The following is a 23,217-nucleotide window of genomic DNA, read 5'->3' as shown; positions in this document are numbered from 1 at the left end:
TAAGCCTGAGGTGCTTCAGACTTATTCGTAGGTTCCCTAATACTGCTCGCAGATGAAAGCGTTTACTTAAGCAAACATGAAGCGCGTGATCTAAAAAATGATAAAAAAGTGATATTTGAATAAGTTTCAGGCATAAAAAAAGCAAGGCATAAGCCTTGCTTCTTTTTCAAACTGAATATCAGTTAAGGATTAAACCTTAGTGATGTTCTCAGCCTGTGGACCTTTCTGGCCTTGAGTTACAGTGAACTCAACTTTCTGACCTTCAGTCAAAGTTTTGAAGCCGTCGCCCTGGATAGCAGAGAAGTGAGCGAAAACGTCTGGGCCGTTTTCCTGCTCGATGAAACCAAAACCTTTCTCTTCGTTAAACCATTTAACTGTACCAGTAGTAGACATAATAGTAGTCCTATTCTTCAGAGTAATTGTGTGCCTCAAATACACTATGTAAATGAGACGATTGTGCTGGAAGTGCTGTGATTACTTATGAAAAACAGGACGAGGTACTGATAAGACTTCGTAATGGTGTGCATAAATATACGGCTTACTTTCAAGCGGTTTCCATTCTATAAAGCTTATTAAGCTCCGGTCAACGAAAAAAAGCGCTTTTATTCGAGAAATTTGCATTTTTTTTCAATTATGAGGAGCAGGTCAAGCAAATCCCCCCTGCCCAACCCGGTGGAGACTGTGAATAATGCTCAAATTCACTATTCTCAGCCATAGGATTACGTAACAACATCAACAAGTTATCAACTAAAGTATAATCCCCGTCCGTTGCTGCACGTATCGCCTCTTCAGCCATATAGTTACGTAATATAAACTCCGGATTCACAGCTCTCATTTGAGCGCGTCGAATCGGTCGACTCGCCACCTCCTTTGAAAGCCTCTCTTCATATGCCAAAAGCCAGTTTGTTAAGGCTGATGGTAGTTTTAAAAGCGCCATTAATGCTGCCACTGAATTCTCTGATCCATCAAAGTCTGACAAGCAACGGAAGAAGCGATTCATATCCATCTCTTGCTGTGCAAATAACTTGAGTAGATCCAAAACAAGCTTTTCATCTCCATCATGAATAGACTGAAGACCTAAACGCTTTCTAAACTCTCCAAGCTCCGCTTCCTTGTAAGCATTTGGAAATTCATCCAAAACCGCTATTAAATCATCTCGCTCGATCAGAGGTAAAAGCGCTTGCCCCAAGCAGGATAAATTCCATTGAACAACAGAGGGCTGCTTTGCAAACGCATAGCGCCCTTCATGATCATTAGCGTTACTTACCAGAGCCGGCTTATAACTATCCAAAAATGTATAGGGTCCATAATCAAACGTTTCCCCTATAAGTGACATGTTATCTGTGTTTAATACCGCGTGAACAAAACCGTAAGCCTGCCATTTGGCAACCAAAGCAGCGCTTCGCTTAGCGACCTCTTGATACATAGCGAGATAAGGCTTTTCTGTTTCAAGACATTCGGGAAAGAAGCGTTCTAGGCAATAATCTGCTAGAACTTTCAATTCTTCGTGTTGCTGGGTTTGATATAAATATTCAAAATGGCCAAAACGGATATGACATTGAGTCACCCTTAAAACCGTAGCACAGGGCTCCATCATACCCTCACGCATCGCCTTATCTTCACTACCTACAAGCGCCAATGCACGGGTAGTTGGAATACGCAAAGCATGCATCGCCTCACTGGCTAAATACTCACGTATACTTGACCTAAGCACCGCCCTTCCATCCCCAAAACGAGAAAAAGCAGTTTTGCCAGAACCTTTCAAATGCAGATCCCAACGCTCTCCTTTTGGGTTAATCACCTCTCCCAACAACAAGCCTCGGCCATCACCCAGTTCTGGGTTATAAACGCCAAACTGGTGACCGGTATATTTCATAGCCAAAGGCTCACTGCCCGGAAACAGCTGTTCACCGCTAAGAAAACGAGTAAGCTCTGTAGGATTAATAGAAGAGGGATCAATATCTAGTATTTCAGCAACATCAGGATTAAAACTAATTAAAAAAGAGTTCTTTAAAGGGGTAGGATGAACACGTTGATAGAGATGGTTTGGTAAGCCAAGATAACTGTTATTAAAATTTAGATTTTGTAGTCTGCTCATCTATCTTTCATCCTTAAGCGAAGCTGATCCTTACCCTACCATTTTAGTCAGGTATTATCATCCCTAAAGAGAGAAGAGGTTTTTTGAATAGTTTTGTCGTTTAAAGTTGAGAGTTACCGGATATAGTTTATTACATGATTAAAGAACCAAATAAAGACTTTATAGTTGGATTACTTCGACTTAATGAACGATATACAACAGACTTTAAACCGCTTACTTTAAAAATTTCTCTATAACTTTGAGGTTAGGGTTCTTTTAAAAATTATTTATTATGTAAGAAAAAGCCCCGTCACTGTAGTGATCAAGTAAACGAGGCAAAGCAGCACATAGAAAAAAGATACATTTTTAGTGGTCTATTCATTCCGATGAAGCTTTCTAATTTTGTTCAGAAATTTTACCCGTTGTGTTGCATCAGGAAATTCACCCTCTACGTGTTCATCATTCGCTAAACGAACTTTTGAGAAGCGATCACTTAATTCTGTTACATCATTGTTTATACCTGATGCATAAACACCTTTAAGAAAAAAACCATTGTTTGATGGATGACCTTCAGTAAGGACTTTTTCATAAACGGTTTTAACAATAGAAGGATTTAAAATGGCACTCATATACCCTCCGACTTTTAACTTTTTTGACCTATAAAATTGAAAATGTCTATGTACTGTTGCGCAACCCATTGACCATTAGGAATGTTGCGGCCTGATATGTTCTTTGCGTGATAAAGTAATATATCGCATGTCACTTTCTCCTGTTTATTCCTCATAATTACCTGTTAACAAATGAGCTAGTAAACCTATGTTACGTACGTAATACCTGCTTTGATCAATTGTTTTTTAATTTTATTCAAAGCTTGAGATTCAATCTGTCTAATCCTCTCCATTGAAACCTCGAATTTTTCAGAGAGAGACTTCAATCCTAGTTTCTCATTTTCAGAGACTAACCATCGATTCTCAACGATATACCTTGATCGCTCATCAAGCGACGCCATTACCTCGACTACCTTCTGTATGCAGCGATTTTGAAACTGTTCTTCTTCAACCTGAGATTGCGGATTTTTACCTAAGATCTCATGACAAAGCGTTCTCTGCTGAGTTTCATGTTGTATAACTTCATCCACATCTCCCTCTCTAAACGAGTCTTCAATAGATGATTCTTCACCGCTCATTCTGAGCTCCATTTGACGAACATCATCTGGCGTTACGTCCAGGTATTCTGCGACCTCGTTAACCTCTTCCGTATTCATCCAACCCAGTTTTTTCTTCAGGCTGCGTAAATTAAAGAATAACTTTCTCTGTGCTTTTGTTGTAGCCACTTTAACGAGTTGCCAGTTTTTAAGTACGTACTCTTGTATTTCAGCTTTTATCCAATGCACAGCATACGTTGCTAAACGGACGCCATAAGAGGAGTCAAAGCGTTTAACCGACTTCATTAATCCTATTGTTCCTTCCTGCACCAGATCTTCTGCCGGCAAGCCATATCCTCGATAGCCTTTCGCCACGTAAGCAACAAAACGTAAATGGGAAAGTACTAATTTTCCGACTGCCTCAAGATCATTTTCATTGTGATATTCATCCAGTAACTCTCTTTCCTCCTGTTCAGATAAAATCGGTAGGCTGTAAACATAATTTAGGTATCGATCAAAACCTCCAACTAGCGCACTATTATTCTGGCTTGATAGACATACTTCATTCCTCATATTTAACCTCCTCGAAGATTTAGCGAATCACCAGATAAAGGGCCATATTGCCTCTTACAACTCTTAAAAGTATCGAATTTTTACTACGACTAAGCACTTTGGTGAATGACTTCACATCATGAACGCGTATTTTGTTAGCATTTACAATCACATCTCCAGATCTTAAGCCACTGTATGATGCTCTAGAGTTTGGTTTCAGTGCTTTTACAACAACTCCTTCATCATTATTTTCAAATTGTGCCCCCTCCAATAGTGGGTGCAGATCATTACCAATACCTGAGAAGCTGTAACGGTCCCCAATCTCAACATCGATACTAATTTTTTTATCATTTCTCAGAAGCCGTAACCGAACATTTTCACCAATTGGGAACATAGCTATCTGACTTCTCAATTGAGATGTAGACTCTGTTTTTTTACTATTTACTGAAAGGACAATATCTCCAGACTCTAAACCGGCGTCTTCCGCTGGCGAGCCATCAGACACGTTGGTAATTAATACACCTTTCTGACCATTTTCTAGATCAAATGCATCACGTAACTCTGATGTAATATCTTGGATCCCTACACCAATCTGACCTCGCTTAACTTCACCATATTTCACTATCTGATTCATACTAGCGCTGGCCATATTAGTTGGGATAGCAAACCCAATACCCACATTTCCCCCAGCCGGAGAGATAATTGCAGTATTGATACCAACAAGTTCTCCTCGCAAATTAACTAAAGCACCACCTGAGTTACCTGGATTTATTGAAGCATCTGTTTGGATAAAATTCTCGTAGCCCTCAATCCCGAGCCCACTTCGTCCTAATGCACTGACTACACCTGTTGTTACCGTTTGACCTAGACCAAATGGATTACCAATAGCAACCACAAAATCCCCGACTCTGACATCAGATGAGTCAGCAATAGTAAGAGCTGTTAATTTGTCGGCATCAATTTCTAATATAGCTATATCTAATTCAGGGTCAGTACCAACAATCTCAGCATTAAAGCTTCTTCCATCAATCAATCCAACATGTACTTCGTCAGCACTTTTAATCACATGGTAATTAGTTATAACAATACCATCAGCTGCATCTACAATAACTCCGGAGCCAGCACTCTGCTGCTTTTTCCTAGGCTCTGTATGTTGGTGAAACTCTTGCTCAGGAATATTGAAAAAGCGCCTAAAAAAAGGGTCATTCAAAAGAGGGTTATAACGAGATTGGGCTTTTGAAAAAGTCGATATATTCACCACTGCGGGGTTAACTTTTTCAAGCATAGGTGCGAGTGAAGGAACCTCACCCGTCTCAGGGATATATGTGGGTAGTGCAGCAGCTATATTCTGTGCAGAAGCAACCAGCATCATGGCCACAAAAACATGGACAATTTTTTTAACCATTTTTAAAACTCCACGACAACAAAATAGATGCCCCTCACTACAAAGTTAAATCCATAGCAAGGGGCATATAACTTATTGAACAACGGTTTCTTTGGTGTCCTGTTTAACTTGGTGTTCCAATACCGAATCACCCGAAGATTGAATTTCAATCTGTCTGGGTTTCATTGCTTCAGGTATTTCTTTAACAAGGTTTATTTTCAATAACCCCTGTTCCATTGAAGCACCAGTGACTTCAATGTAATCAGCCAAGTTGAACTTTCTTTCAAAGGCTCTATGTGCGATGCCGTGGTATAGGTAAGTTTTATCTTCAACTTCACCTTTGTCAGATCTCACTGATAAAGTGCCGTTTTCAACTGAAATATTGATATCATTTCTGTCGAAGCCAGCTACAGCAAGGGTGATGACGTATTGGCTATCGCCAAGAACTTCGATGTCGTAAGGGGGATAGCTCGATGAAGTAGGCTCACTACTTAATGCGCTATCCAGCAGAGAAGCGAAACGGTCAAAACCGATGCTATTTCTATAGATTGGTGTTAAATCAATTGCGTTCATAATATATCCTCCGAAAGCGATAAAAGATAAAAACAAAAGACGCTTAGGTCAGCCTCGAAAGCAATGACCTTCGCTAATTCACTATTTAAGGACTCTAATTTTATTTTCAAGTTCATTTAATAAAAAAATTATAGGTATTCATTTATGACACATAGTGGTATTGCTCAATACCGTCAAAAGGGCCTTGATTGATGACTTAAACAACATAAATACTGCGTTAACGGCTGAAAAAGAAAGAAATGGATATTAGAAACTACAGGAATGGATTTCTTTGAATATGGAACTGAATTTGGACGTTTTTTGTGTACAAAAAGAATACCGTCAAATCCATAACAACCATACGTTCAGCTATTGCACCAGGTTATATCTAATTGAATTACTGCTCAGGCACTCTATTGTCAAACAGAAATACAAATCAGCAAACAAGCAGATGGTCACTTCACCACTTACTTTGCGGGTCGTCACCTTGCCGTATCCGAAGCCACCGAACCGACAAAGCCTTCAATGTATTAATTGGAAATCCAGAATAAAATTTATGCTATCGAACTGGTCGAAAAGTTAGGTATTATCTCTGAGGTCACATGTCTCAGCCGCTGTTCTACTATAAACTGATAAAAAACACTTTTTAATTGAAATAAAAAGCTTTTAGGAATTCATCACCTTTAAAACTTGAAAAAGTCAGACCTTAATCCTGCGTTTTAAAATGCATAATTTCAAAAGTATCTGTAGTTCCTCTCACTTCATATGATAAAAATACCAAACAACAACGAGCATAAACCTAGCTACCAAGAAAAAATTTGGCACGTGGTTTCTATGATACCGAAGGGAAAAGTAGCCACTTATGGCCAAGTTGCTGAGCTTGCAGGCTTACCACAGATGGCAAGAGCGGTAGGCAGAACCTTAAGCAAACTCCCTAAAGATACAGAGCTGCCTTGGTTTCGTGTAATCAACGCTAAGGGAAAGATCTCCTTCCCGGTCGATAGTGAAGCCTATCTTCGACAAAAGGATCTACTGGCCGAAGAAGATATTACGTTATTAAACGGTAAGGTAAACCTCAAAAGCCATCAATGGATACCTTAACGTTTTAACGTCTTTGCCAGTAAAAGATATCCTTGTGAATAAGACGGCTTTATCACTTTTATCCCATTTAAAGGTGTAGCACTGCTATCTTAAGGGGCGGTTGTCCGTCTGGGGACGGGAAATCAGACTCGGGGGTAAGAATTTCAAAATCTCGGATAGGTCGGCCCGCTTTATTAGCGCAACGCTTAACAACATCTAGCCAATCCTCCATAGAAACTTTGGCCACATTATTTGTGCACACCAAAGTCCCGCCTTCATTTACCGTGAGTAATGCAGGCTTCAAAACACTTGGGTAATCACGGATCAGATCCACTGTACCAAAATGGCTTTTCGCCCAACGGGGGGGATCTAAATAAACAAGGTCAAATTGCTTTTCATCCAGACGTGGAAACTGACGAGGTTTCTGCCCTCGCCTAATTCGCTGCTTAATGGGGATACCTGCGTACTGTTTTGCTGCCGTAAAGAAGTCACTCTGAACAAATTGAACATGATTGTCACTCAACCCATTCAACTCAGCATTTTCTTTACCTACCGCTAGATTACGTTCAGCAAAATCGACATTGACTACTTCACTCGCCACAGCCACAGCTGCACAAATACCGACACCGCACGTATAAGAGAAAAGATTCAACACAGACTTACCTTTAGCCTGTTCCATCACATAACGACGACCTACGCGCATATCTAAAAACAAAAACGGATCTTGCCCGGAGTGTTTACCTTTAACCCGATAGTTCACACCTAGCTCTTGAGCCACTAAAGGCTGCCCGCGCTTATCACGTTCATCTTGGCGCCGAGAGTTATTCGCGCTTCGGTCGTTATAGATGACCTCTTCTATCTCGAAAAGATCGGAGTAATGAGCTTCAATTTCAGAAACAGCAGAATCTTCCAATCCGTCATGAAAAGACTGAATCAACAACTGTGCACCGTACCTATCTACAGTCAAACCCTGCATACCTTCATTGGTACCATGGAACAAGCGATAACAATTGGTATTTTCCGCCTGCAAACGCTGTAATAGTTCGGAACGGTTTTCTAAAGCCTGTAGAAGTAACGCCGACAGTTCTGACATAGACAAATCTTATGGATAGGTTATATAAGCTGCGGATTCTACAGCAAAAAGATAAGAGGCGAACAATATAGATGTAAATCTATTAGCTCTTATAACACCAGCAATCGGTGAGGTGGTCATTTACCATACCGACTGCCTGCATATATGCGTAGATAATTGTTGAGCCAACAAACGACATACCGCGCTTTTTAAGGTCCTTAGATAAAGCATCACTGATCTCGGTAGTCACCGGTACGGCCTTAAACTGAGTCCAATGATTAACCTGAGGTTTATGATCTACGTAAGCCCACAAGTATTGAGAGAAGCTGCCAAATTCTTTTTGAATCTCGATAAAAGCACGGGCATTCTTTCTGGCAGAATAGATCTTCAACTTATTTCGAATAATCGCTTCATTACTGCGCAGTGCTTCTAGCTCTTCGTCAGACATTTTAGCCACTTTCTCAACATCAAATTGATAAAAAGCAGCTTGGTAACCAACCCTTTTACGCAGTACCGTTTCCCAACTCAACCCCGCCTGTGCCCCTTCAAGAATTAACATCTCAAATAAATGACGATCATCACGACTCGGCACGGCCCATTCCTCATCATGATACTGAGCATAAAACTCTTGACCAGGCTTATTACCGAAACAGCGCTTTTTGCCGTCGTGCTCAGAGATCTTCATCATTTATTTACCTTAGTGTCAGAGACAGTTATAGCGGAGAATTTGAACAGACAGTATTACCGGAAAACCATAAGGAGTAGGTTATAGAAATTGGTTATGTGTCATCGTTATGAACCCTTCTCCAAGATCCCCCACAATACCCATACCTGAACGGCTAAAGATTATGATTTGAAGCGCCCTAATTGAACCATTTTTTCAACCACGGCTGCATATTCAGGTTTGTTTTCTAATATTTCCGCTTGCGTCAGCCCCTCAAGCTCATGAGGAAAAACAAGCCACTCGCTCGCTTCATGAACATAGTAATCAGGCACCCTACCCGTCTGATTATTCTCGGGTTTATAGTAAGGAGTAGCAATACGGATCTGTGGAGTATTCTTCTTACAAGCTAAACGAATCTCTTTAATTGTTTGTGCGATGCTCAAACCCGAGTCATGCACATCATCAACAATTAACAGAGAATTCTCTGACTCTAATCGTTTAATAAGATACGTTAGCCCATGTACTTTGATCTTTCGTCCACGCTCTGCAATACCCGTATAGGATGAGGTCCTAATGGCAATATGATCAGCCTCTACACCCAAACAAGCCATGACCTCTTGGACAGATATTCCTACAGGAGCACCACCGCGCCAAACTCCTACGATATAGTTTGGGCGGAAGCCGCTTTCGTATATTTGCAACGCCATCTGAGTAGAATCTTCTAACAGCTGTTGCGCGCTAATATAGACTTTTTCCATTAAATCTCGCCGTGAATTAAATGCTTCTATAAAGAAAACATAGCCTAGCACAATAAAGAACGATTACATTTTGAAACAGTTAAAAAGAAACAGCTAAAACTTACCCTGCATAACCCGTTTCTCGGTCATCCCAACGTCGACCGCGCCCCTGTTTACGTCGATCGTTGAAAGACTTACGAGCATTAGATTTTAAACTTCGATTTGAAGAGCTAATTATATTCTCTATTCGGCGCTCATTATCAGAATTTCGTCGGTCATTATGATGACGATATCTACATTCACAATTGGCGCAATCACTACAGGATGGAAGCGGTAAAACCGGTGCTTCATGAGAGAAAAAACGCCGGCCAGAATAAAAAATAACCGCCTTACAGGGGAAAAGACCTTTTTTTATAGATACCGCATGATACGGGTTTTTAGTTCCTCTTCGAGCTTTAGTTTCCCCGCTAAAGCGCTTTTTAAAATACAACCCACAACAAACACTAACACACACCAATAGAATCCATTCCATATCTACGTCCTTGAAATTTATAAATCGTATATCACTACACTTGACGTTTTACAGCATAGCTTCATCCCGGACCTGATCTTAAATCCACTTTAAGAAAACCCGAAATTCCTCCATAAAAACAAGATGATACAAGTTACTATAATTTATTATCACAAGCAAAGACAGGAGGTTAAGTAATTAACAATCTAATCAGAATTTTCTTCCAAATGTGATCTAGTGATCTTATTGGCATATATAGACGGGATAATATGGGATTAAATGGTTTTTAGTGGGATTCCCATATTACGGGGGATGGAAAGCAATAAAACGATAAATGGTACGGCGTTAGACGTTTTTCAATTTAGCGCGTTTCTAACCGCCAACTTAAATAGTTAGCGCATTTAATGTCATAGCAGACAAAAAACACGCTACTTCTTCTCAAGCCTCTTTGATCTTTTTACAACAGACGGTTTATTCAGATCTTTTTTCATTTGGGCTATCAGCAGCTCTTTATACTCATCCTCCATAGGCTGTATATCCTTAAACCACTTAAGAAAACCCACTGCTGCTAAAGATGCCCCTAAAATCATTAATACATTTAACACAATTATAAACGTTTGCTTATTTTCTGCTTCGATTTCAATCAAACGTTCCAACATCTCTGCACGCTTAGTTTCATAACTTGTAACAACCTGATCCGCCTCAAAAGAGGCTAACTCATCCGCCCACTCCATTAAGCGCATATTAGTATTATCATTAATAAAAACCATTGCTAGGAAACTACTGATCAGCATTACTGTTCCAAACAACGCAAAGAATTTAAAAATATTATCAGTAGGTACAGAAAGCCTTGGTGTCATTGTATCTTCCTTGAATCAAACATCTTTCCCTATCCAAACGACCTTCCCTATCACTTCCAGGTCATCAGCTTCATTTGGTTCTATTTGTTGCTCTCTGTACTCTTTGTTGTCGCTAAGTAGCAGTATGCCTTTATTCCACAATTTTTGAATACGCTTAACGATTAAGTGCCCGTCAGTTCGTATTACATATATATGGCCGTCGTTAAGCTCTCGGTTACTGGTATCGATCATTAACGTATTGTTATCGTTAATAGTTGGCTCCATGCTGTCGCCTTTAGCAAACACCAACACCAAGCTTTCAGGCTTTAAGCCCCTAAATCTAAGCCACTTGTGGCGAAATGCCAGTTTTCGTGTGGATTCTTCACCATCAGGAAAAGAGCCGATCCCGGCTGCTACTTCTATGTTATATCCAGGGATAAGGGCAAACTCTTCAAGCCCTTCCTGATTTTCCTCTCCAGGGTGCTTGCTGCCTTCCCCTGTGACCAACCAAGCGGCGTTTACATTACCCGCAGCAGCCAACATATCCACACGATCCAACGTTGGATATGTATCTCCTTTTAAATATTTACGAACCACACCTTCTGACAATGAAGCACTGGATGCGTACGAACGTACGCTACCATGTTCTTGAACTAGTATTTCTAGTCGTTCAGAGAAGCGTCTTATTCCTTCACTTGGAATCGGACGCTCTGTCTCTTTCTTGCTATCAATATCTTCAGACATATAACTCATTGAATCGTAAAGGTTTTATATTTTTAGTGCGTACAAATATAAATAAATAGAAACGGACGCGTATATTTATATTGATATGCGTACAAATATGATCTAACCTGTATTACAAGTTAGCCCAACAACTAACAGTTAAAAGTAATACAGAGCAGAGCAAAAAAATGAGCAAATCAAAGACCCACTCAAAAACTGAGGACTGGAGCCAGAATGAGGTTCTATTCGCGGTAAAAAACCGTGGTAGCAATCTATCAAAACTGGCCGAAGCTAATGGCTATGACAACCGTCGTGCTTTGTATGTAGTGTTCTATCGAAAGAACGCTCCCACTGCTCAAAAAATCATTGCCGATTTCCTAGAGCTCAAGCCCGAAGAGATATGGCCCTCTCGCTATCAATCCCTAACAGTTAAATATACATCACCTGCAGTAAGACCGCATGTACGTGTTGCATAACATCATGATTTTTTCCTTTTTTAATATTTGGATTAAGCCTAACGGCAATGAATCACGATGCACAGAGACACAAAAATTATTTATTTGGATAACGCAACAGTAGAGGTCATCCAATGGCACGTACAAATTGGAAACGTAAACGCGCAAGGAGCCTTCGGCACGGTATGGAGCTTTGTATTTCGCATGCAAAAGAAGTTCACCACCGAAGTGTCGAAACCGTCGCGGAAATGATGGGAGAAGCCACCCATTGGAATCTCTACAAATGGATGGAATCAGGAAGAATGCCCGCCATAAAGATCCGGGCATTTGAAACCGCATGTGGAGCTGATTTTGTTACTCAATACCTCGCCTACAGTGCAAACAAACTGATTGTTGATATGCCAACAGGTCGGAAAGCTCAACACAAAGAGCTTTCAGATCTTGGGAGCTATGCCAACAAGGTTATGTCGATGCTTATCGACTTCAATGAAGGCCGCAGCGAGCAGAAAGAAACCTCAGAAGCCCTAGCAACGTTGATTGAAGACTTAGCGCACCAGCGTGGAAATGTAGAAAAGTTTCAACAGCCGGAACTTCTGTAAAGGATTTAAGTTATGAAACACTGGTACACAGCTAAGGAAATAGCAGGGCTCCCTGGCATGCCATCGACAGAAAGGCGTGTCAGAAGCAAAGCTGAAATATCCAATTGGGAAAGCCAGAAAAAGGCTTTTGGTAAAGGCTTTGAATATCACATCAGCAACCTACCTGCCGAAGCTCGCAAGGCACTCCAGGCCAACCAGATCGAAGAGCTTATGCCGCGCTTACATGAATCAAAATCGGCAGTAGCAAGAACGGTTTCTACACAACAAGCAGGCCTTAATGAACGTCAGCGCACTACTGCAGATGCACGCGCAACGGTTATCACTGCCATTAACGCAATGCATGAACAAGGCATTAGTAAAGAGTCAGCAATAGCGGCTTTATTGGCACAAGCGATCACTGGACAGTTAGCAGAAATTAATCCGGTTTTAGATAAAGCCTTACAGCTAGCTAAAGACCCACGCGGTAATTCAGCTAGTAATTACCCTAGCGACCGTAGCATTAAACGTTGGTTTGCAGCCCCTGCAAAAGACTTAGCGCCTAAAGCCAAGCGAGAAATCAAAATCCCTGAGTGGGCTAATGAGTTTTTACTTTGTTGGCAGCGTCCAGAAAAGCCAAGTGTTGAACACGCATATCGCCAGTTCACAGCATTTTATGAAGGTACACCACCAAGCATTTACGCAGTTCGTCGGTTCATTAAAAAAATGGGCAACGTATCCAAAGAGCGTGGCCGCATGGGTGCACGTGAACTTAAAAATTTACTGCCCTTTATGCGACGTGACTTTAGCAAGCTGCTGCCAGCAGATATCTATAGTGCAGATGGCCACTGTCATGACGGCGAAGTTCAACACCCGTTTCATGGTCGACCTTTCCGCCCTGAGATCACAACATTTATAGACATCGCCACCCGTCGAGTAGTAGGCGTATCTGTTGATCTAGCTGAGAGCAGCATTGCTGTATTAGATGCCCTGATTAGTTCATGCACACAAGCTATACCCGCCCTACTTTATGTAGATAACGGCGGCGGATATGCCAACGCCCTACTTAAAGATAAAGCAACGGGCGTTCTCGCTCGCTTAGGTAGCACGATGACTCACTCACTACCCTATAGCTCACAAGCTCGCGGTGTCATTGAACGTGTACATCAAACCCTTTGGGTCGACATGGCGAAAGGTGTTCAGGGTTTTATCGGTAAAGACATGGACCAAGAAGCCCGACACGAACAATTTAAACTGAGTCGCAAAGCAGTAAAACAAGGCGGTGTCATGCACTTGATGGCTTGGGATGCTTTTATGCAAATGGTGAATGAGCGTATCGATTGGTACAACAGTCGCCCCCATAGCAGCCTACCAAAATTCACAGACGAGCAAGGCAAACGCCGTCACCAATCACCTGATGAAGTATGGAACCAATTTAAAGATAAAGGTTGGTCCCCTCTTACGCTAACTGGTGACGATGCAGCCCAAGTATTTAGACCACGCACTAAGCGTACAGCCAACCGTGGCGAGATTAAGTTTATGAGCAACATTTACTTTAGTCATGAACTAACAGAGTGGCACGGCGAACAAGTTCACATTGCTTACGACATCAACGATCCGCAGTTTGTATGGGTGCACGAACCAGAGAGCGGCACGCTCATCTGCAAAGCAGAGCTAAACGGAAACAGTCAAAACTACATGCCACAAAGCGTTGTTGAACATGCACGTGAAGGTCGAGCGAAAGGCAGAAAACGCCGCCTAGAAGTGAAGCTTGAAGAGGTCGAAGCAGAACTAAACGGCCGTCCAGCATTAGAGCAAGATACACCTACCTATATTCCTGGCATCGGCTCTATCACCCCTGACCTAATCACTAACAGAACCGCAGAAATAGAAGAACCAGTCTTGATCACAGAGTCAGCTGAACGCTCCCTACAGGATATGACATCAGCGGAACGCATCAACCTTTACCAAGAGTATTCACACGGTAAAGCCATACCAGAACAACACAGCTTTTGGTTTAAGACCTACGGAAAAAGTAAAGAATTTAGCGCTTGGGCACGGCGCGCAGATGAAGAATCAAAGATAGGACCAGAGGCTCGAACCCTCTGATCCCAGTGCTACCAATCTTGCAAAATGGAGCAACAAAAGTATGACGACTAATAACAATCATATCAATGGCGGAATTGCAGAAATTACCAACCTTGGTTTATGCGATGTAGCCCTAGAACGAGCAATAGAACGCTCTGCTAGTTTACCCGGCATGGTGTGCCTATTTGGCCCATCAGGTTACGGTAAATCAGTCGCGGCTACACACGTAGCCAACCGCCGAAGAGCCTACTACGTTCAAGCGAAAAGCGTTTGGAGTAAAGCCCATACCCTTAAAGCAATCTTGCATGAAATGGGCATTAAGCCGATTGGTACCATTCCAGAAATGCTGGACCAGGCCGCACAAGAACTGGCCATGAGTGGTCGCCCCCTAATTGTGGATGAAATGGACCACATCGTAGAGAAAAATGCTGCTGAACTTATACGTGACCTCTACGAATCAAGCCAAGCGCCCATCCTATTAATCGGCGAAGAGCAACTCCCCAACAAGTTAAAAAAATGGGAACGGTTCCATGGGCGCGTCCTTGCTTGGGTACCAGCACAACCGGTCAGTTTAGAAGATGCTACAAAGCTGATACCTCTGTATGCGAACCAGGTGCATATAGAAAACGACCTTCTACAACATTTAGTAGAGATATCCGGCGGCAGTGTTCGTCGAGTCGCCGTCAACCTAGAGCTAGTTCAAGAGCAAGCCATGACCAACGGTTGGGAATCTGTCGACCTAAGAACATGGGGCAAAACAGAGCTATACACAGGCGAAGCGCCAAAGCGCCGGATATAAGGGGAAGCAAATGAACGCAGCAACCAAAAATAGCACCCCTACTCGCAAGCCAGCACAACTTGAAATGATAGGAGGCAGATCATCACGACAGCGTATCTGGGAAGAACTACGCAAGCTCAAAGGAGAGTTTGAAATGTACCCCGTAGCCCGTGCAGCCAATGTCGATGACGAAACTTTAAAAACTTACCTTTACTGCTTAACCGCAGGCGGATTTGTAGAAATTGTAAAACGTAAACGTTACGACAAAACAATCTATCGCCGCATCAAAGATAACGGTGTTGAAGCACCACGCCTTACACGTAAAGGCGAGCCAGTTAAGCAAGGAATGATCTCCGAAGCGATCTGGCGCACCTTACGCATACAAGACAGCTTAGATGCTCGCCTTATAACCAATTACGTAGAAGCCGCTGGGCATGAAACCACAATGGCCTATGTGAAACGTTATCTAGGCAGCTTAAAGAAAGCCGGATACCTACAAGTATTACACAAGGGAAATGCGCACCGACTAGAGGTGATTCGACTTAAGCCAGGAATGAACACAGGCCCCCGTGCCCCACAGATTCAGCGCGTAAAAACAGTCTACGACCCAAATTTGAACAAGGTCATGCACTGTGAAGACCCGGAGGAATTGTCATGAATATTAACCTTTCAGCTTGGGGGAAAAATCCCCCCGAGTTTATCCGCGTCCTTGCCTCTGTTGTTGACCAATCAGGGAGCAAGAAAGCAGCTGCCGATCGCTTAGGGGTGGATCGTGCATCCGTCAGTACGTTGCTTGCCAATAAATACCCAGCGAACACCACGGCAATGGAACAAAAAATAATGGCATTCAATCAGGCACACGAATGCCCGATTTTAGGCGAGATCGATAGCAAGCTATGCCAAAAAAATCGCCAGCAGCCTTTTATTAGTAGCAACCCTCAGCGGGTAGCTCTTTACCGAGCTTGCCGCCAGTGCAAATACAACCCAAACAGAGGTGAAGCATGAATAAGCAAAACCTGATTATTAAAGACCGTTTGGCACACCTGAACATGACAATAAACACCCTACACGCCCTAAACCTAACCGTGTTGGATTTTGAAGTTAAAGACCGTAACCCAGTTATCCACATTATTGCAGGGGCTGGATGCAACCAACTGCACGGTGCCCGCACAGTCTGGACACCTGCAGAAAACGGCATCAGAACGACCACTCGCGTCGCAAAAGTGGGTGATTGTGAAGTGCGCTGGAATGAACGTGAAGAGAAGCTGACAGGAGCACTCCAATGCTAATCCTAACCCGCCGCCCAGGCGAAACACTCATGGTGGGTGATGACGTAACCGTCACAGTTCTCGGTGTTAAGGGTAATCAAGTGCGCATTGGTGTGAATGCACCTAAAGATATCAATGTTCATCGTGAAGAGATCTATCAGCGCATCAAGAAAGAAAAGGCAAAGGAGCATAACAATGACTAGTTACTTAATTATCGACTTACCTGCAACACGCAAAGTTGGCAGTGTGATGTTCTGGGGCATTGGTAAAACCGTTACTACCCCAAGCCCAAATGCAGCCATGGAGGTGAATGATAGCCACCTAAACAGCAACTTGGATCGTTTCGACAACGGCGCTACCACACAAGCCGTACTGAAAAGCATAGCGCTAGAGCACAAAAACAACTTAGAAGCCCTACTCTCTTTTCCACTACAGGAGCGCGTAGCATGAGCAGCACACAGCCAATCGTTCAACCCCATATCCCGGAAGGCTTCATGCGGAATGCTGTAGGTCACTTAGTGCCTGCAGATCAAGTGCGTGAACAAGACCTATTGCGTGATGCATTAGTTAATGACCTCACGCCAAAAGCAATCGCACTGCACACAGCCCTTGCAGAATTCAAAGCCGCAGCGCTTCAAGACATCGATGACTTAGTCGCAATTGCAGGTGATCGATACGGCGTAAAACTCGGCGGTAAGAAAGGCAACGTCAGCCTTACCTCATACGACGGTCGCTACAAAATACAGCGCGCATTTCGTGAAGTTGTCGCCTTCACAGAAGAGATAGAAGCAGCCAAAGAACTTATTGATAACTGCCTAAAACGCTGGACAGAAGGAGCAAGTAAAAACGTTAGCGCCATCGTTAGCCAGGCATTCCGCACTAACAACAAACAAGAGATTAAAACCGGCAAAGTACTTGAACTAATGCGCCTAGATATTGAAGACGAAGAGTGGCAGTTGGCGATGCAGGCATTAAAAGATGCCCTGCAGAATGTCGGCACCGCCGTTTATATCCGGGTGTATGAGCGCATTGGTAAAACGGATCAATACCGCCCTATTTCATTAGATCTAGCAAGTGTGTGAGGTAACAAAGTAGCCGGAGGCATTCCACCTTTCAATGGCTTTTTCAAACATAAGCGAAACGCCTTTTCCCCACTAAAAAAGGCGTCTACCCAACGTGGCAGTTAGGTACTGATGAGCAGCCAACTAAATGTAAGGAAATTACTGTGAAAAAAGCAGAACTGATCGAACACATTCAGAGCCAAATGCAGCTAATTGATGATCGCGCCGTAAGCAAAGCCGATGTTGAATCTCTACTACGCTCACTAGAGACAGCAGTACAGGACAATCTTAGAAATGGAGGTGAACTGACTCTGCCAGGAATAGGCAAGCTCTCAGTAGGTGCACGTGCAGCTCGTACAGGTCGAAACCCACAAACCGGGGAAACGATTCAAATAGCCGCAGCTAAAACAATTAAATTCAAACCGCTGAAAGTACTAAAAGACGCTGTAAACGAATAAATATCTATTAGGAGTGGAGTGTGCAGAGCATCACTTAGTCATTGGTAGAGCGATAGTGCTCGCGCACTTTAATCTTCTTGCCTTTAACTATTTTGGTGTGAGCAGGCACGTGCACCTTCTTTTTACCAGCTTTAGTTTTAGCCATTAGAGAACCCTCATATGGTTATCTCCCGATGGGCGGGAGGCCCTGAAATGCCCTATACACTTCGCCTCTGTTTCAAAGCAATAGGTCATATACGGGTAACGAGCTGAAAGACTGCACACCCCACACATAATAAAACCCGCCCCGAAGGGCGGGATACCGAGCGGCCATCCTTGGCCTATGAAAAGAATTAATGCTCTCTTTTCCTCTGGTTACAGAATGTACAGATGCTTAAACCTAAGAGATATAAGAAAAATTCTTAATTTATCAACAATCAAAAGTGGCTCACGGGCTATTTCTGATTGTAAATTAACCGAGATAACACAGTGAAACCACAAAAAAACAACCGAAAATCAGCACTGGCTCAGATCCACATCGCCAAAAAACAGCTGGGCTTAGATGACGATACCTACCGTGACATGCTTCAACAAATAACAGGCACACGTAGCTGTGGCGGTATGCACATTGGTGATCTTTATAAAGTACTCACACATTTAAAGAAATGCGGTTTTAAGCGAAAACCACCAGCGAACCGCCAGACTAAAAAGCAGTACAGTCCAAAAGCCAGCGGTAAAGTTATTGATGTGATGCGCGCCATTTGGATAGAGATGTACCAGCAAGGGATTATTAAAGACGGCTCAGAACAAGCACTCACTCACTGGGCAAAACATCAATCCAGCAAACTTAACGGCGGTGTAGGCATCGATGAACTGGAATGGTTAGAGCACGACAAGCAACTCGCCAGCAAAGTGCTAGAACGTCTCAAACAATGGCAGCGCCGCGTATATCGCGAAAGGAGTCAGTATGTCTGAAGAACAAAAAGACCTACTTGGAGAAGCGTCCTTCACCGACGATCTCGCCAGCCATATGAGCGAGATCCCGGCAGAAGTCCGTAAAAAATGGCCCAAGGATCTCACAGCCCTTATCGATATTTTCTCAGCAGCACTAAATCGCATGGGATACGGTGAAGAAGAGGCCCAGAAAATAAGCCTCACTCTTTTGCATGAACAATCAATGTATTGTGGTGGCCGCTATTTCTACCTTCCTAAAAAAGATGCGCTACAACGAGCTATTAGGAATATTGACCTACATAGAGATTGGGCGGAAAAAGGTATTCAACCCTCAGATCTTGCGACTAAGTACGACATAAGTGTGAAGCAAGTTTATTTAATTATTGAAGAACAACGAGCATACTGCAGAAAGAGAATTCAACCAGAGCTATTTTAATTATTTAATCAGTGTGTGCCCTGCCCGCTGCTTATCAAGAGATTTCCCCATAATTTCAACTAATTGTGGAATATCAAAAAGACATATATGCTTTATTCTCATACTCTCTTCATTAGCATTCAAAGCACCAATAGTAGACCTCTCCTTAAATTTTACCCCACCTTCGATAATCTCAATGTAAAACCCCTCAAATGCAAAACAAATCGTGACCCTACTATGCAGAACACTGGGGTTCTTAACATAAGGTGATGCTATAAAGTTTTTAAAAACTTTCGACTCAAAGTCGTTTGCTGAACCTGTGCTATCTATTAATTTATAAACCCTCACAGCATACTTACTCAAAAGCACATTAGTGTTATTTAAAATGGCCTCACGAAGGAGCATATTATTAGAAAAAGATATATTGAGAGCGTGGTAAGATTTATGACTTGAATGTGCCCCTCTCCAATAAATTGATAAAAAAAATAAAATAAGCTCTTTTACCTGCACATTTTGATAATAATCACTGGTAGGGTGGTTTATTATGGTTCCCCTTCTCCCACGTAATACTTCCAATGAATACTTTTCATATTTACGACTTAAAAGCCCTTCACATTCACCACATAGCTGTTCTTCAGCCCAGCTATCACTCGTATAAGCGATTTTCTCATCACCGTTAGAAAGCAAAATTGCTTTTCCATTAGCTGGCCGTAAAATTCTTTTAAAAATAGAGTTAGCTATGGCATGCGACTTTTTCAAATCCTTTTCCTTAAAACATAGCTTGCACGTTCCAATCGCCACTTATATTTCCTCCATATAGTCACAAAGCTATAACTTATATTACCAGTGATTAGTTTATTGTTTCATCTAAGGTCGTTACTATATACCTTCTAGTAATGCCAAGGAGCTATACAAATGTTACGGACAACAATTCTCGCACTATTTCTCTCTCTTTTTTCCGTCTCAATTTTAGCTGGACAACCTAAACCGCCCATACCAGAGCTTTCACCACAAAAAGCTTTAGCTCCGTTTATAACCAGAGGCTTTAATCTTACAGGACCTAATCCTGTACAAGATGGCCCAACCACTCATTACCGCTGGGAGCTTAAAGCCGGTGATACGACAAAAAATGACTATTCTGTTTATGCAAAATTATGGAGTCACACCAATCAAGACACTCTCTACAATATCAATATCACGGCATTTGGCGGCAGGACTTTAGCTGATATGGATAGAAAACTTACTGCTAATTTGTTTAGAGCTGTAGCATCATTAGAGTACGTTAATGCTGAGCCTGAAAAAGCGGCTGCTTGGATAATTAAGAATATGAATAGCGAAGATGCTGAAACAGTTATTGGGGGGATTAAACTATCTACTTATCTCGATGGTAATAACTGGCACCTCGATATCCGTTCTTACGAAGAACCTGTTGAATTTGTATTGGAATAAGAGAATTTTAGATGAGCTGTGTTGGTTTTTTCACATGTACTATTGGATGGATTTCTGAAAACCTAGCATCCATAATTGCCACAATAATTGCAATCTGTGCAATGCTTTCAACCTACTTGCAAGCCAAATATTCTAGAGAACATAATAAATTATCTGTCAGGCCTCACCTACACCTAGATTACGCTCACTCTAATCATAATTTATCTCTAGTATTTAATTTATCTAATAACGGCCTTGGGCCCGCAATCATTACAAGCTATAGCATGACAATAAATGGCATCATAATGGATAATGAGAATTCTGATGAAACTGTGCAGCATCTTTGGCGATTATTCAGAGGAGCATTTCCAGACAATTCGGTACTGATTACACTACAGAGTGTAAGTCATGGGGAAGCTCTTGAAGCAGAGAAAGTTATCCCACTATTAAAACTAGAACCTGATGGCAACATTGACCCAACTATATTTAACCTAAATATTGTTAAAGAAAATATAGAGCATATTAAGTTTGAAATTCAGTATGAGTCCTTTTATGGTGAAGAATTTCCAGCGTTAAGTAATTAAACATCTAACCAAGGTTAAACCGCCCTTCTCTCTATCCCCGATAAGCTGGAGTCCTAACGAAACTTAAGGACTTCAACCCTATCGGGGATTTTATTATGTCTGAAAACTCAGCTTCACCCTTTGCTCTTGGTCGTCGCTCCAAGCAACGATTAAAAAAAGCACACCCCGATTTAGCCGCAGTTGTAGCACTTGCATTACAACGTTCGTGTGTGGATTTCACCGTTCTGGAAACGCTACGTACAGAAAAACGCCAACGCCACTTGATCCGTCAAGGCCAATCTTGGACCAAGAATTCTCGCCATTTAGGAAAAGTGCCAAAAAATTCGCCAGAACTGGGCCCGATTGCTCACGCTGTTGATCTTGGTGCATGGGTAGATGGCACCGTTAACTGGGATTGGGAACACTATTTCATCATTGCTAATGCGATAAAAATAGCTTCTGAAGAACTAAAGGTGCGTATTAAATGGGGGGGGAGTTGGGCTTATTTAGACCGATACGATACCCCAGAACAAGGCTTTAAAGCCTACATAGCTAGGAAGAAAGCAGAAGGTGAAGAGCCTAAATGCGATGGTTTCCACTTTGAGTTGTGCTGGGAGGAATACCCCGTATGAGCGGCTGGAAATTTCTATCCGGGCTAGTCTCACCCATTACCAATTTGGTCGATGAACTGCACACCTCTGAAGATGAACGACTACAGGTAAAAGCACGCATATTCGAGATGCAAACGCTGATGGCCGATAAGGTCATGGACTACGAAACGCAACTCATGCAGGCCCAAGCGCAAGTCATCACAGCAGAGGCTCAAGGCTCAAGCTGGTTACAACGTAACTGGCGCCCTATCACCATGCTCACCTTCTTAGTCTTAGTGGTAGCCGATACCTTTGGCTGGACAACCTTTCGTCTAGCGGATGAAGCCTGGACACTTTTGCAGCTAGGTTTAGGGGGTTACGTCATTGGCCGCAGTGCTGAAAAAATCGTTCCTAAAGTTACAGAAATCATGAGGAAGGATTGATGCCTGATCTAATCGACCGAGCCAAAGAGATGGAGATGCGACAGCGCCAAGCAGCACTCGATAACGCTCTACAAACAACCGAACCACCTCAAGACATTCAAGACGGTGTGGTTATTTGTATCGGCTGCACCACACCCATTGAAATTGACCGGCTAAATGCAAAACCCAATGCAGCTCGCTGCATCCAATGCCAAACAATTGAGGAAAGAAGACATGGACGTTAACTGGGATGCTTTCAAATTCTGGTTAGATTTTACTGTTTGGATTATTGCCATGGCCGTTGCGATCGCCGCATGGGTACGCTCTGGCAGTAACAAAAACAAAGAAACCATTAATGAAGTTCAAGAGGATATTCATCAGCTGGACAAACGTATTCAAGCCGTTGAAGCCTTAGCAAAAGCAGCCCCAACCCATGAAGACATCACGCAGCTCAGAGAACAAACCGCCGAGTTAGGTAGCAAGCTGGATGGAATGCGCAACACCTTAAATCTAATTCATCAATACATGCTTAACAAAAAGGATTAGCCGATGCCGTTTCAAAAATTTGCTGAAGAAGACCGCCGTCTGGTGATCCTTCGCCATTTGGCAGAGGATCAAGACTACACCGTGAACAGCTCAATACTACAAAGCGCGTTAGAGGTATGGGGGCATTCTATTAGTCGCGATCGCCTGCACTCAGATATCGCATGGCTGACTGAACAGGGCTTAGTTTCATATGATGAAGTATCAAGCGTTTATGTTACCAAAATCACTCAACGTGGTTTAGATATTGCCAATGGCAAAGCATCCGTACCCGGCGTTAAACGCCCAGGGCCGGGAGCTTAGTT

At 42.5% G+C, this 23,217-nt stretch carries 34 protein-coding genes and 1 other RNA gene; 22 read left to right on the top strand and 13 right to left on the bottom strand.

Annotated features, from left to right (window positions below; all coding sequences use genetic code 11):
* Nucleotides 1-189 precede the first annotated feature (189 nt).
* The 6 genes from B4K11_RS04395 to B4K11_RS04370 form a co-directional block, all read right to left on the bottom strand.
* Nucleotides 190-396: a cold-shock protein gene (locus B4K11_RS04395; RefSeq protein ID WP_348703508.1), complete on the bottom strand. Its 207-nt coding sequence runs from the start codon at nucleotides 394-396 to the stop codon at nucleotides 190-192.
* A 235-nt stretch (nucleotides 397-631) separates the two neighbouring features.
* A complete protein-coding gene (locus tag B4K11_RS04390; protein WP_292950219.1) occupies nucleotides 632-2,098 on the bottom strand; it encodes a protein adenylyltransferase SelO in 1,467 nt (488 codons plus the stop codon).
* 353 nt (nucleotides 2,099-2,451) lie between these two features.
* Nucleotides 2,452-2,706 (bottom strand): hypothetical protein, encoded by a 255-nt coding sequence (locus B4K11_RS04385; RefSeq protein ID WP_292950218.1) that lies wholly within the window; start codon nucleotides 2,704-2,706, stop codon nucleotides 2,452-2,454.
* 185 nt (nucleotides 2,707-2,891) lie between these two features.
* Nucleotides 2,892-3,794 carry an RNA polymerase sigma factor RpoH gene (rpoH, locus tag B4K11_RS04380; protein ID WP_292950217.1) on the bottom strand — a complete coding sequence of 301 codons (903 nt, stop codon included), beginning with the start codon at nucleotides 3,792-3,794 and terminating at the stop codon, nucleotides 2,892-2,894.
* A gap of 19 nt (nucleotides 3,795-3,813) precedes the next feature.
* Nucleotides 3,814-5,178, bottom strand: a complete 1,365-nt coding sequence (locus B4K11_RS04375) for a DegQ family serine endoprotease (protein WP_292950216.1) — start codon at nucleotides 5,176-5,178, stop codon at nucleotides 3,814-3,816.
* Nucleotides 5,179-5,250: 72 nt separating this feature from the next.
* Entirely contained in the window at nucleotides 5,251-5,730 is a 480-nt protein-coding gene (locus tag B4K11_RS04370) for an Hsp20 family protein (RefSeq protein ID WP_292950215.1), read from the bottom strand.
* Between the two features lie 813 nt (nucleotides 5,731-6,543).
* On the opposite strand from B4K11_RS04370, the gene B4K11_RS04365 reads away from it, so the two are divergent.
* Entirely contained in the window at nucleotides 6,544-6,810 is a 267-nt protein-coding gene (locus B4K11_RS04365) for an MGMT family protein (RefSeq protein ID WP_414689218.1), read from the top strand.
* A 67-nt stretch (nucleotides 6,811-6,877) separates the two neighbouring features.
* Here the strand turns inward: B4K11_RS04365 and B4K11_RS04360 are convergent, their stop codons facing one another.
* The 6 genes from B4K11_RS04360 to B4K11_RS04335 form a co-directional block, all read right to left on the bottom strand.
* Nucleotides 6,878-7,882, bottom strand: coding sequence for a class I SAM-dependent rRNA methyltransferase (locus B4K11_RS04360; protein ID WP_292950213.1), 1,005 nt, complete (start codon nucleotides 7,880-7,882; stop codon nucleotides 6,878-6,880).
* 82 nt (nucleotides 7,883-7,964) lie between these two features.
* The gene (locus B4K11_RS04355) at nucleotides 7,965-8,546 is read right to left on the bottom strand and encodes a DNA-3-methyladenine glycosylase I (RefSeq protein WP_292950229.1); all 582 of its coding nucleotides are present in this window, start codon (nucleotides 8,544-8,546) and stop codon (nucleotides 7,965-7,967) included.
* A gap of 161 nt (nucleotides 8,547-8,707) precedes the next feature.
* Entirely contained in the window at nucleotides 8,708-9,283 is a 576-nt protein-coding gene (locus tag B4K11_RS04350; RefSeq protein WP_292950212.1) for a phosphoribosyltransferase, read from the bottom strand.
* 100 nt (nucleotides 9,284-9,383) lie between these two features.
* Entirely contained in the window at nucleotides 9,384-9,794 is a 411-nt protein-coding gene (locus B4K11_RS04345; protein WP_292950211.1) for a hypothetical protein, read from the bottom strand.
* Nucleotides 9,795-10,201: 407 nt separating this feature from the next.
* Nucleotides 10,202-10,633, bottom strand: a complete 432-nt coding sequence (locus B4K11_RS04340) for a hypothetical protein (RefSeq protein ID WP_292950210.1) — start codon at nucleotides 10,631-10,633, stop codon at nucleotides 10,202-10,204.
* Nucleotides 10,634-10,648: 15 nt separating this feature from the next.
* Nucleotides 10,649-11,356, bottom strand: a complete 708-nt coding sequence (locus B4K11_RS04335; RefSeq protein ID WP_292950209.1) for a S24 family peptidase — start codon at nucleotides 11,354-11,356, stop codon at nucleotides 10,649-10,651.
* A gap of 167 nt (nucleotides 11,357-11,523) precedes the next feature.
* Between B4K11_RS04335 and B4K11_RS04330 the strand changes: the two genes are divergently transcribed.
* From B4K11_RS04330 to B4K11_RS04265, 14 genes are all read left to right on the top strand, one after another.
* A complete protein-coding gene (locus B4K11_RS04330) occupies nucleotides 11,524-11,811 on the top strand; it encodes a helix-turn-helix domain-containing protein (protein ID WP_292950208.1) in 288 nt (95 codons plus the stop codon).
* Between the two features lie 113 nt (nucleotides 11,812-11,924).
* Nucleotides 11,925-12,389 (top strand): hypothetical protein, encoded by a 465-nt coding sequence (locus B4K11_RS04325; RefSeq protein WP_292950207.1) that lies wholly within the window; start codon nucleotides 11,925-11,927, stop codon nucleotides 12,387-12,389.
* Between the two features lie 12 nt (nucleotides 12,390-12,401).
* On the top strand, nucleotides 12,402-14,474 hold the full coding sequence (locus tag B4K11_RS04320) for a DNA-binding protein (protein ID WP_292950206.1): 2,073 nt from the start codon (nucleotides 12,402-12,404) through the stop codon (nucleotides 14,472-14,474).
* Nucleotides 14,475-14,514: 40 nt separating this feature from the next.
* Nucleotides 14,515-15,252, top strand: a complete 738-nt coding sequence (locus B4K11_RS04315; protein WP_292950205.1) for an AAA family ATPase — start codon at nucleotides 14,515-14,517, stop codon at nucleotides 15,250-15,252.
* Nucleotides 15,253-15,262: 10 nt separating this feature from the next.
* On the top strand, nucleotides 15,263-15,889 hold the full coding sequence (locus B4K11_RS04310; protein WP_292950204.1) for a hypothetical protein: 627 nt from the start codon (nucleotides 15,263-15,265) through the stop codon (nucleotides 15,887-15,889).
* The gene (locus B4K11_RS04305; RefSeq protein WP_292950203.1) at nucleotides 15,886-16,236 is read left to right on the top strand and encodes a hypothetical protein; all 351 of its coding nucleotides are present in this window, start codon (nucleotides 15,886-15,888) and stop codon (nucleotides 16,234-16,236) included. Before B4K11_RS04310 ends, B4K11_RS04305 begins: the two co-directional genes overlap by 4 nt.
* The gene (locus tag B4K11_RS04300; protein WP_292950202.1) at nucleotides 16,233-16,520 is read left to right on the top strand and encodes a hypothetical protein; all 288 of its coding nucleotides are present in this window, start codon (nucleotides 16,233-16,235) and stop codon (nucleotides 16,518-16,520) included. Before B4K11_RS04305 ends, B4K11_RS04300 begins: the two co-directional genes overlap by 4 nt.
* Nucleotides 16,514-16,702: a carbon storage regulator CsrA gene (gene csrA, locus B4K11_RS04295; RefSeq protein ID WP_292950201.1), complete on the top strand. Its 189-nt coding sequence runs from the start codon at nucleotides 16,514-16,516 to the stop codon at nucleotides 16,700-16,702. The genes B4K11_RS04300 and csrA overlap by 7 nt, the downstream gene beginning before the upstream one ends.
* A complete protein-coding gene (locus B4K11_RS04290) occupies nucleotides 16,695-16,949 on the top strand; it encodes a hypothetical protein (RefSeq protein ID WP_292950200.1) in 255 nt (84 codons plus the stop codon). Before csrA ends, B4K11_RS04290 begins: the two co-directional genes overlap by 8 nt.
* Nucleotides 16,946-17,581 carry a DUF3164 family protein gene (locus tag B4K11_RS04285; RefSeq protein WP_292950199.1) on the top strand — a complete coding sequence of 212 codons (636 nt, stop codon included), beginning with the start codon at nucleotides 16,946-16,948 and terminating at the stop codon, nucleotides 17,579-17,581. The genes B4K11_RS04290 and B4K11_RS04285 overlap by 4 nt, the downstream gene beginning before the upstream one ends.
* A gap of 51 nt (nucleotides 17,582-17,632) precedes the next feature.
* Nucleotides 17,633-17,706: hammerhead ribozyme type II (locus B4K11_RS04280), an RNA gene on the top strand.
* 18 nt (nucleotides 17,707-17,724) lie between these two features.
* Nucleotides 17,725-18,018 carry an HU family DNA-binding protein gene (locus B4K11_RS04275; protein WP_292950198.1) on the top strand — a complete coding sequence of 98 codons (294 nt, stop codon included), beginning with the start codon at nucleotides 17,725-17,727 and terminating at the stop codon, nucleotides 18,016-18,018.
* Nucleotides 18,019-18,486: 468 nt separating this feature from the next.
* Nucleotides 18,487-18,972, top strand: coding sequence for a gp16 family protein (locus B4K11_RS04270; protein WP_292950197.1), 486 nt, complete (start codon nucleotides 18,487-18,489; stop codon nucleotides 18,970-18,972).
* Nucleotides 18,965-19,387, top strand: coding sequence for a Mor transcription activator family protein (locus B4K11_RS04265; protein ID WP_292950196.1), 423 nt, complete (start codon nucleotides 18,965-18,967; stop codon nucleotides 19,385-19,387). The genes B4K11_RS04270 and B4K11_RS04265 overlap by 8 nt, the downstream gene beginning before the upstream one ends.
* Here B4K11_RS04265 and B4K11_RS04260 read toward each other — a convergent pair whose 3' ends face one another.
* On the bottom strand, nucleotides 19,388-20,167 hold the full coding sequence (locus tag B4K11_RS04260; RefSeq protein WP_292950195.1) for a hypothetical protein: 780 nt from the start codon (nucleotides 20,165-20,167) through the stop codon (nucleotides 19,388-19,390).
* Nucleotides 20,168-20,281: 114 nt separating this feature from the next.
* Here B4K11_RS04260 and B4K11_RS04255 point away from each other — a divergent pair, with 114 nt between their 5' ends.
* The 7 genes from B4K11_RS04255 (at nucleotide 20,282) to B4K11_RS04225 (ending at nucleotide 23,215) form a co-directional block, all read left to right on the top strand.
* Nucleotides 20,282-20,815: a hypothetical protein gene (locus B4K11_RS04255; RefSeq protein ID WP_292950194.1), complete on the top strand. Its 534-nt coding sequence runs from the start codon at nucleotides 20,282-20,284 to the stop codon at nucleotides 20,813-20,815.
* 11 nt (nucleotides 20,816-20,826) lie between these two features.
* The gene (locus B4K11_RS04250; RefSeq protein WP_292950193.1) at nucleotides 20,827-21,378 is read left to right on the top strand and encodes a hypothetical protein; all 552 of its coding nucleotides are present in this window, start codon (nucleotides 20,827-20,829) and stop codon (nucleotides 21,376-21,378) included.
* Between the two features lie 95 nt (nucleotides 21,379-21,473).
* Nucleotides 21,474-21,989, top strand: coding sequence for a hypothetical protein (locus B4K11_RS04245; protein ID WP_292950192.1), 516 nt, complete (start codon nucleotides 21,474-21,476; stop codon nucleotides 21,987-21,989).
* Nucleotides 21,986-22,390: a 3TM-type holin gene (locus B4K11_RS04240; protein ID WP_292950191.1), complete on the top strand. Its 405-nt coding sequence runs from the start codon at nucleotides 21,986-21,988 to the stop codon at nucleotides 22,388-22,390. The genes B4K11_RS04245 and B4K11_RS04240 overlap by 4 nt, the downstream gene beginning before the upstream one ends.
* Complete coding sequence (locus tag B4K11_RS04235; RefSeq protein ID WP_292950190.1) at nucleotides 22,390-22,614, top strand: TraR/DksA family transcriptional regulator; 225 nt, start codon at nucleotides 22,390-22,392, stop codon at nucleotides 22,612-22,614. The genes B4K11_RS04240 and B4K11_RS04235 overlap by 1 nt, the downstream gene beginning before the upstream one ends.
* Complete coding sequence (locus B4K11_RS04230; protein ID WP_292950189.1) at nucleotides 22,604-22,915, top strand: DUF2730 family protein; 312 nt, start codon at nucleotides 22,604-22,606, stop codon at nucleotides 22,913-22,915. The genes B4K11_RS04235 and B4K11_RS04230 overlap by 11 nt, the downstream gene beginning before the upstream one ends.
* 3 nt (nucleotides 22,916-22,918) lie before the next feature.
* Nucleotides 22,919-23,215, top strand: a complete 297-nt coding sequence (locus B4K11_RS04225; RefSeq protein WP_292950188.1) for an ArsR family transcriptional regulator — start codon at nucleotides 22,919-22,921, stop codon at nucleotides 23,213-23,215.
* Nucleotides 23,216-23,217: the final 2 nt, after the last annotated feature.

Origin of the sequence: Neptuniibacter sp. UBA6509, assembly GCA_002435145.1 — a bacterium.
Taxonomy (GTDB): Bacteria; Pseudomonadota; Gammaproteobacteria; order Pseudomonadales; family Balneatricaceae; genus Neptuniibacter.
This window is presented reverse-complemented; position numbering and strand designations above follow the sequence as displayed.

What these genes read in the sequence shown, in the direction of transcription:
- B4K11_RS04300 (WP_292950202.1), top strand. Translation starts at nt 16,233, where the DNA reads ATGAATAAGCAAAACCTGATTATTAAAGACCGTTTGGCACACCTGAAC.
- B4K11_RS04265 (WP_292950196.1), top strand. Translation starts at nt 18,965, where the DNA reads ATGTCTGAAGAACAAAAAGACCTACTTGGAGAAGCGTCCTTCACCGAC.
- B4K11_RS04335 (WP_292950209.1), bottom strand. Translation starts at nt 11,356, where the DNA reads ATGTCTGAAGATATTGATAGCAAGAAAGAGACAGAGCGTCCGATTCCA.
- B4K11_RS04330 (WP_292950208.1), top strand. Translation starts at nt 11,524, where the DNA reads ATGAGCAAATCAAAGACCCACTCAAAAACTGAGGACTGGAGCCAGAAT.
- B4K11_RS04385 (WP_292950218.1), bottom strand. Translation starts at nt 2,706, where the DNA reads ATGAGTGCCATTTTAAATCCTTCTATTGTTAAAACCGTTTATGAAAAA.
- B4K11_RS04305 (WP_292950203.1), top strand. Translation starts at nt 15,886, where the DNA reads ATGAATATTAACCTTTCAGCTTGGGGGAAAAATCCCCCCGAGTTTATC.
- B4K11_RS04230 (WP_292950189.1), top strand. Translation starts at nt 22,604, where the DNA reads ATGGACGTTAACTGGGATGCTTTCAAATTCTGGTTAGATTTTACTGTT.
- B4K11_RS04325 (WP_292950207.1), top strand. Translation starts at nt 11,925, where the DNA reads ATGGCACGTACAAATTGGAAACGTAAACGCGCAAGGAGCCTTCGGCAC.
- B4K11_RS04390 (WP_292950219.1), bottom strand. Translation starts at nt 2,098, where the DNA reads ATGAGCAGACTACAAAATCTAAATTTTAATAACAGTTATCTTGGCTTA.
- csrA (WP_292950201.1), top strand. Translation starts at nt 16,514, where the DNA reads ATGCTAATCCTAACCCGCCGCCCAGGCGAAACACTCATGGTGGGTGAT.
- B4K11_RS04235 (WP_292950190.1), top strand. Translation starts at nt 22,390, where the DNA reads ATGCCTGATCTAATCGACCGAGCCAAAGAGATGGAGATGCGACAGCGC.
- B4K11_RS04285 (WP_292950199.1), top strand. Translation starts at nt 16,946, where the DNA reads ATGAGCAGCACACAGCCAATCGTTCAACCCCATATCCCGGAAGGCTTC.
- B4K11_RS04255 (WP_292950194.1), top strand. Translation starts at nt 20,282, where the DNA reads ATGTTACGGACAACAATTCTCGCACTATTTCTCTCTCTTTTTTCCGTC.
- B4K11_RS04370 (WP_292950215.1), bottom strand. Translation starts at nt 5,730, where the DNA reads ATGAACGCAATTGATTTAACACCAATCTATAGAAATAGCATCGGTTTT.
- B4K11_RS04240 (WP_292950191.1), top strand. Translation starts at nt 21,986, where the DNA reads ATGAGCGGCTGGAAATTTCTATCCGGGCTAGTCTCACCCATTACCAAT.
- B4K11_RS04355 (WP_292950229.1), bottom strand. Translation starts at nt 8,546, where the DNA reads ATGAAGATCTCTGAGCACGACGGCAAAAAGCGCTGTTTCGGTAATAAG.
- B4K11_RS04245 (WP_292950192.1), top strand. Translation starts at nt 21,474, where the DNA reads ATGTCTGAAAACTCAGCTTCACCCTTTGCTCTTGGTCGTCGCTCCAAG.
- B4K11_RS04290 (WP_292950200.1), top strand. Translation starts at nt 16,695, where the DNA reads ATGACTAGTTACTTAATTATCGACTTACCTGCAACACGCAAAGTTGGC.
- B4K11_RS04250 (WP_292950193.1), top strand. Translation starts at nt 20,827, where the DNA reads ATGAGCTGTGTTGGTTTTTTCACATGTACTATTGGATGGATTTCTGAA.
- B4K11_RS04375 (WP_292950216.1), bottom strand. Translation starts at nt 5,178, where the DNA reads ATGGTTAAAAAAATTGTCCATGTTTTTGTGGCCATGATGCTGGTTGCT.
- B4K11_RS04350 (WP_292950212.1), bottom strand. Translation starts at nt 9,283, where the DNA reads ATGGAAAAAGTCTATATTAGCGCGCAACAGCTGTTAGAAGATTCTACT.
- B4K11_RS04310 (WP_292950204.1), top strand. Translation starts at nt 15,263, where the DNA reads ATGAACGCAGCAACCAAAAATAGCACCCCTACTCGCAAGCCAGCACAA.
- B4K11_RS04365 (WP_414689218.1), top strand. Translation starts at nt 6,544, where the DNA reads ATGATACCGAAGGGAAAAGTAGCCACTTATGGCCAAGTTGCTGAGCTT.
- B4K11_RS04320 (WP_292950206.1), top strand. Translation starts at nt 12,402, where the DNA reads ATGAAACACTGGTACACAGCTAAGGAAATAGCAGGGCTCCCTGGCATG.
- B4K11_RS04345 (WP_292950211.1), bottom strand. Translation starts at nt 9,794, where the DNA reads ATGGAATGGATTCTATTGGTGTGTGTTAGTGTTTGTTGTGGGTTGTAT.
- rpoH (WP_292950217.1), bottom strand. Translation starts at nt 3,794, where the DNA reads ATGAGGAATGAAGTATGTCTATCAAGCCAGAATAATAGTGCGCTAGTT.
- B4K11_RS04225 (WP_292950188.1), top strand. Translation starts at nt 22,919, where the DNA reads ATGCCGTTTCAAAAATTTGCTGAAGAAGACCGCCGTCTGGTGATCCTT.
- B4K11_RS04360 (WP_292950213.1), bottom strand. Translation starts at nt 7,882, where the DNA reads ATGTCAGAACTGTCGGCGTTACTTCTACAGGCTTTAGAAAACCGTTCC.
- B4K11_RS04340 (WP_292950210.1), bottom strand. Translation starts at nt 10,633, where the DNA reads ATGACACCAAGGCTTTCTGTACCTACTGATAATATTTTTAAATTCTTT.
- B4K11_RS04315 (WP_292950205.1), top strand. Translation starts at nt 14,515, where the DNA reads ATGACGACTAATAACAATCATATCAATGGCGGAATTGCAGAAATTACC.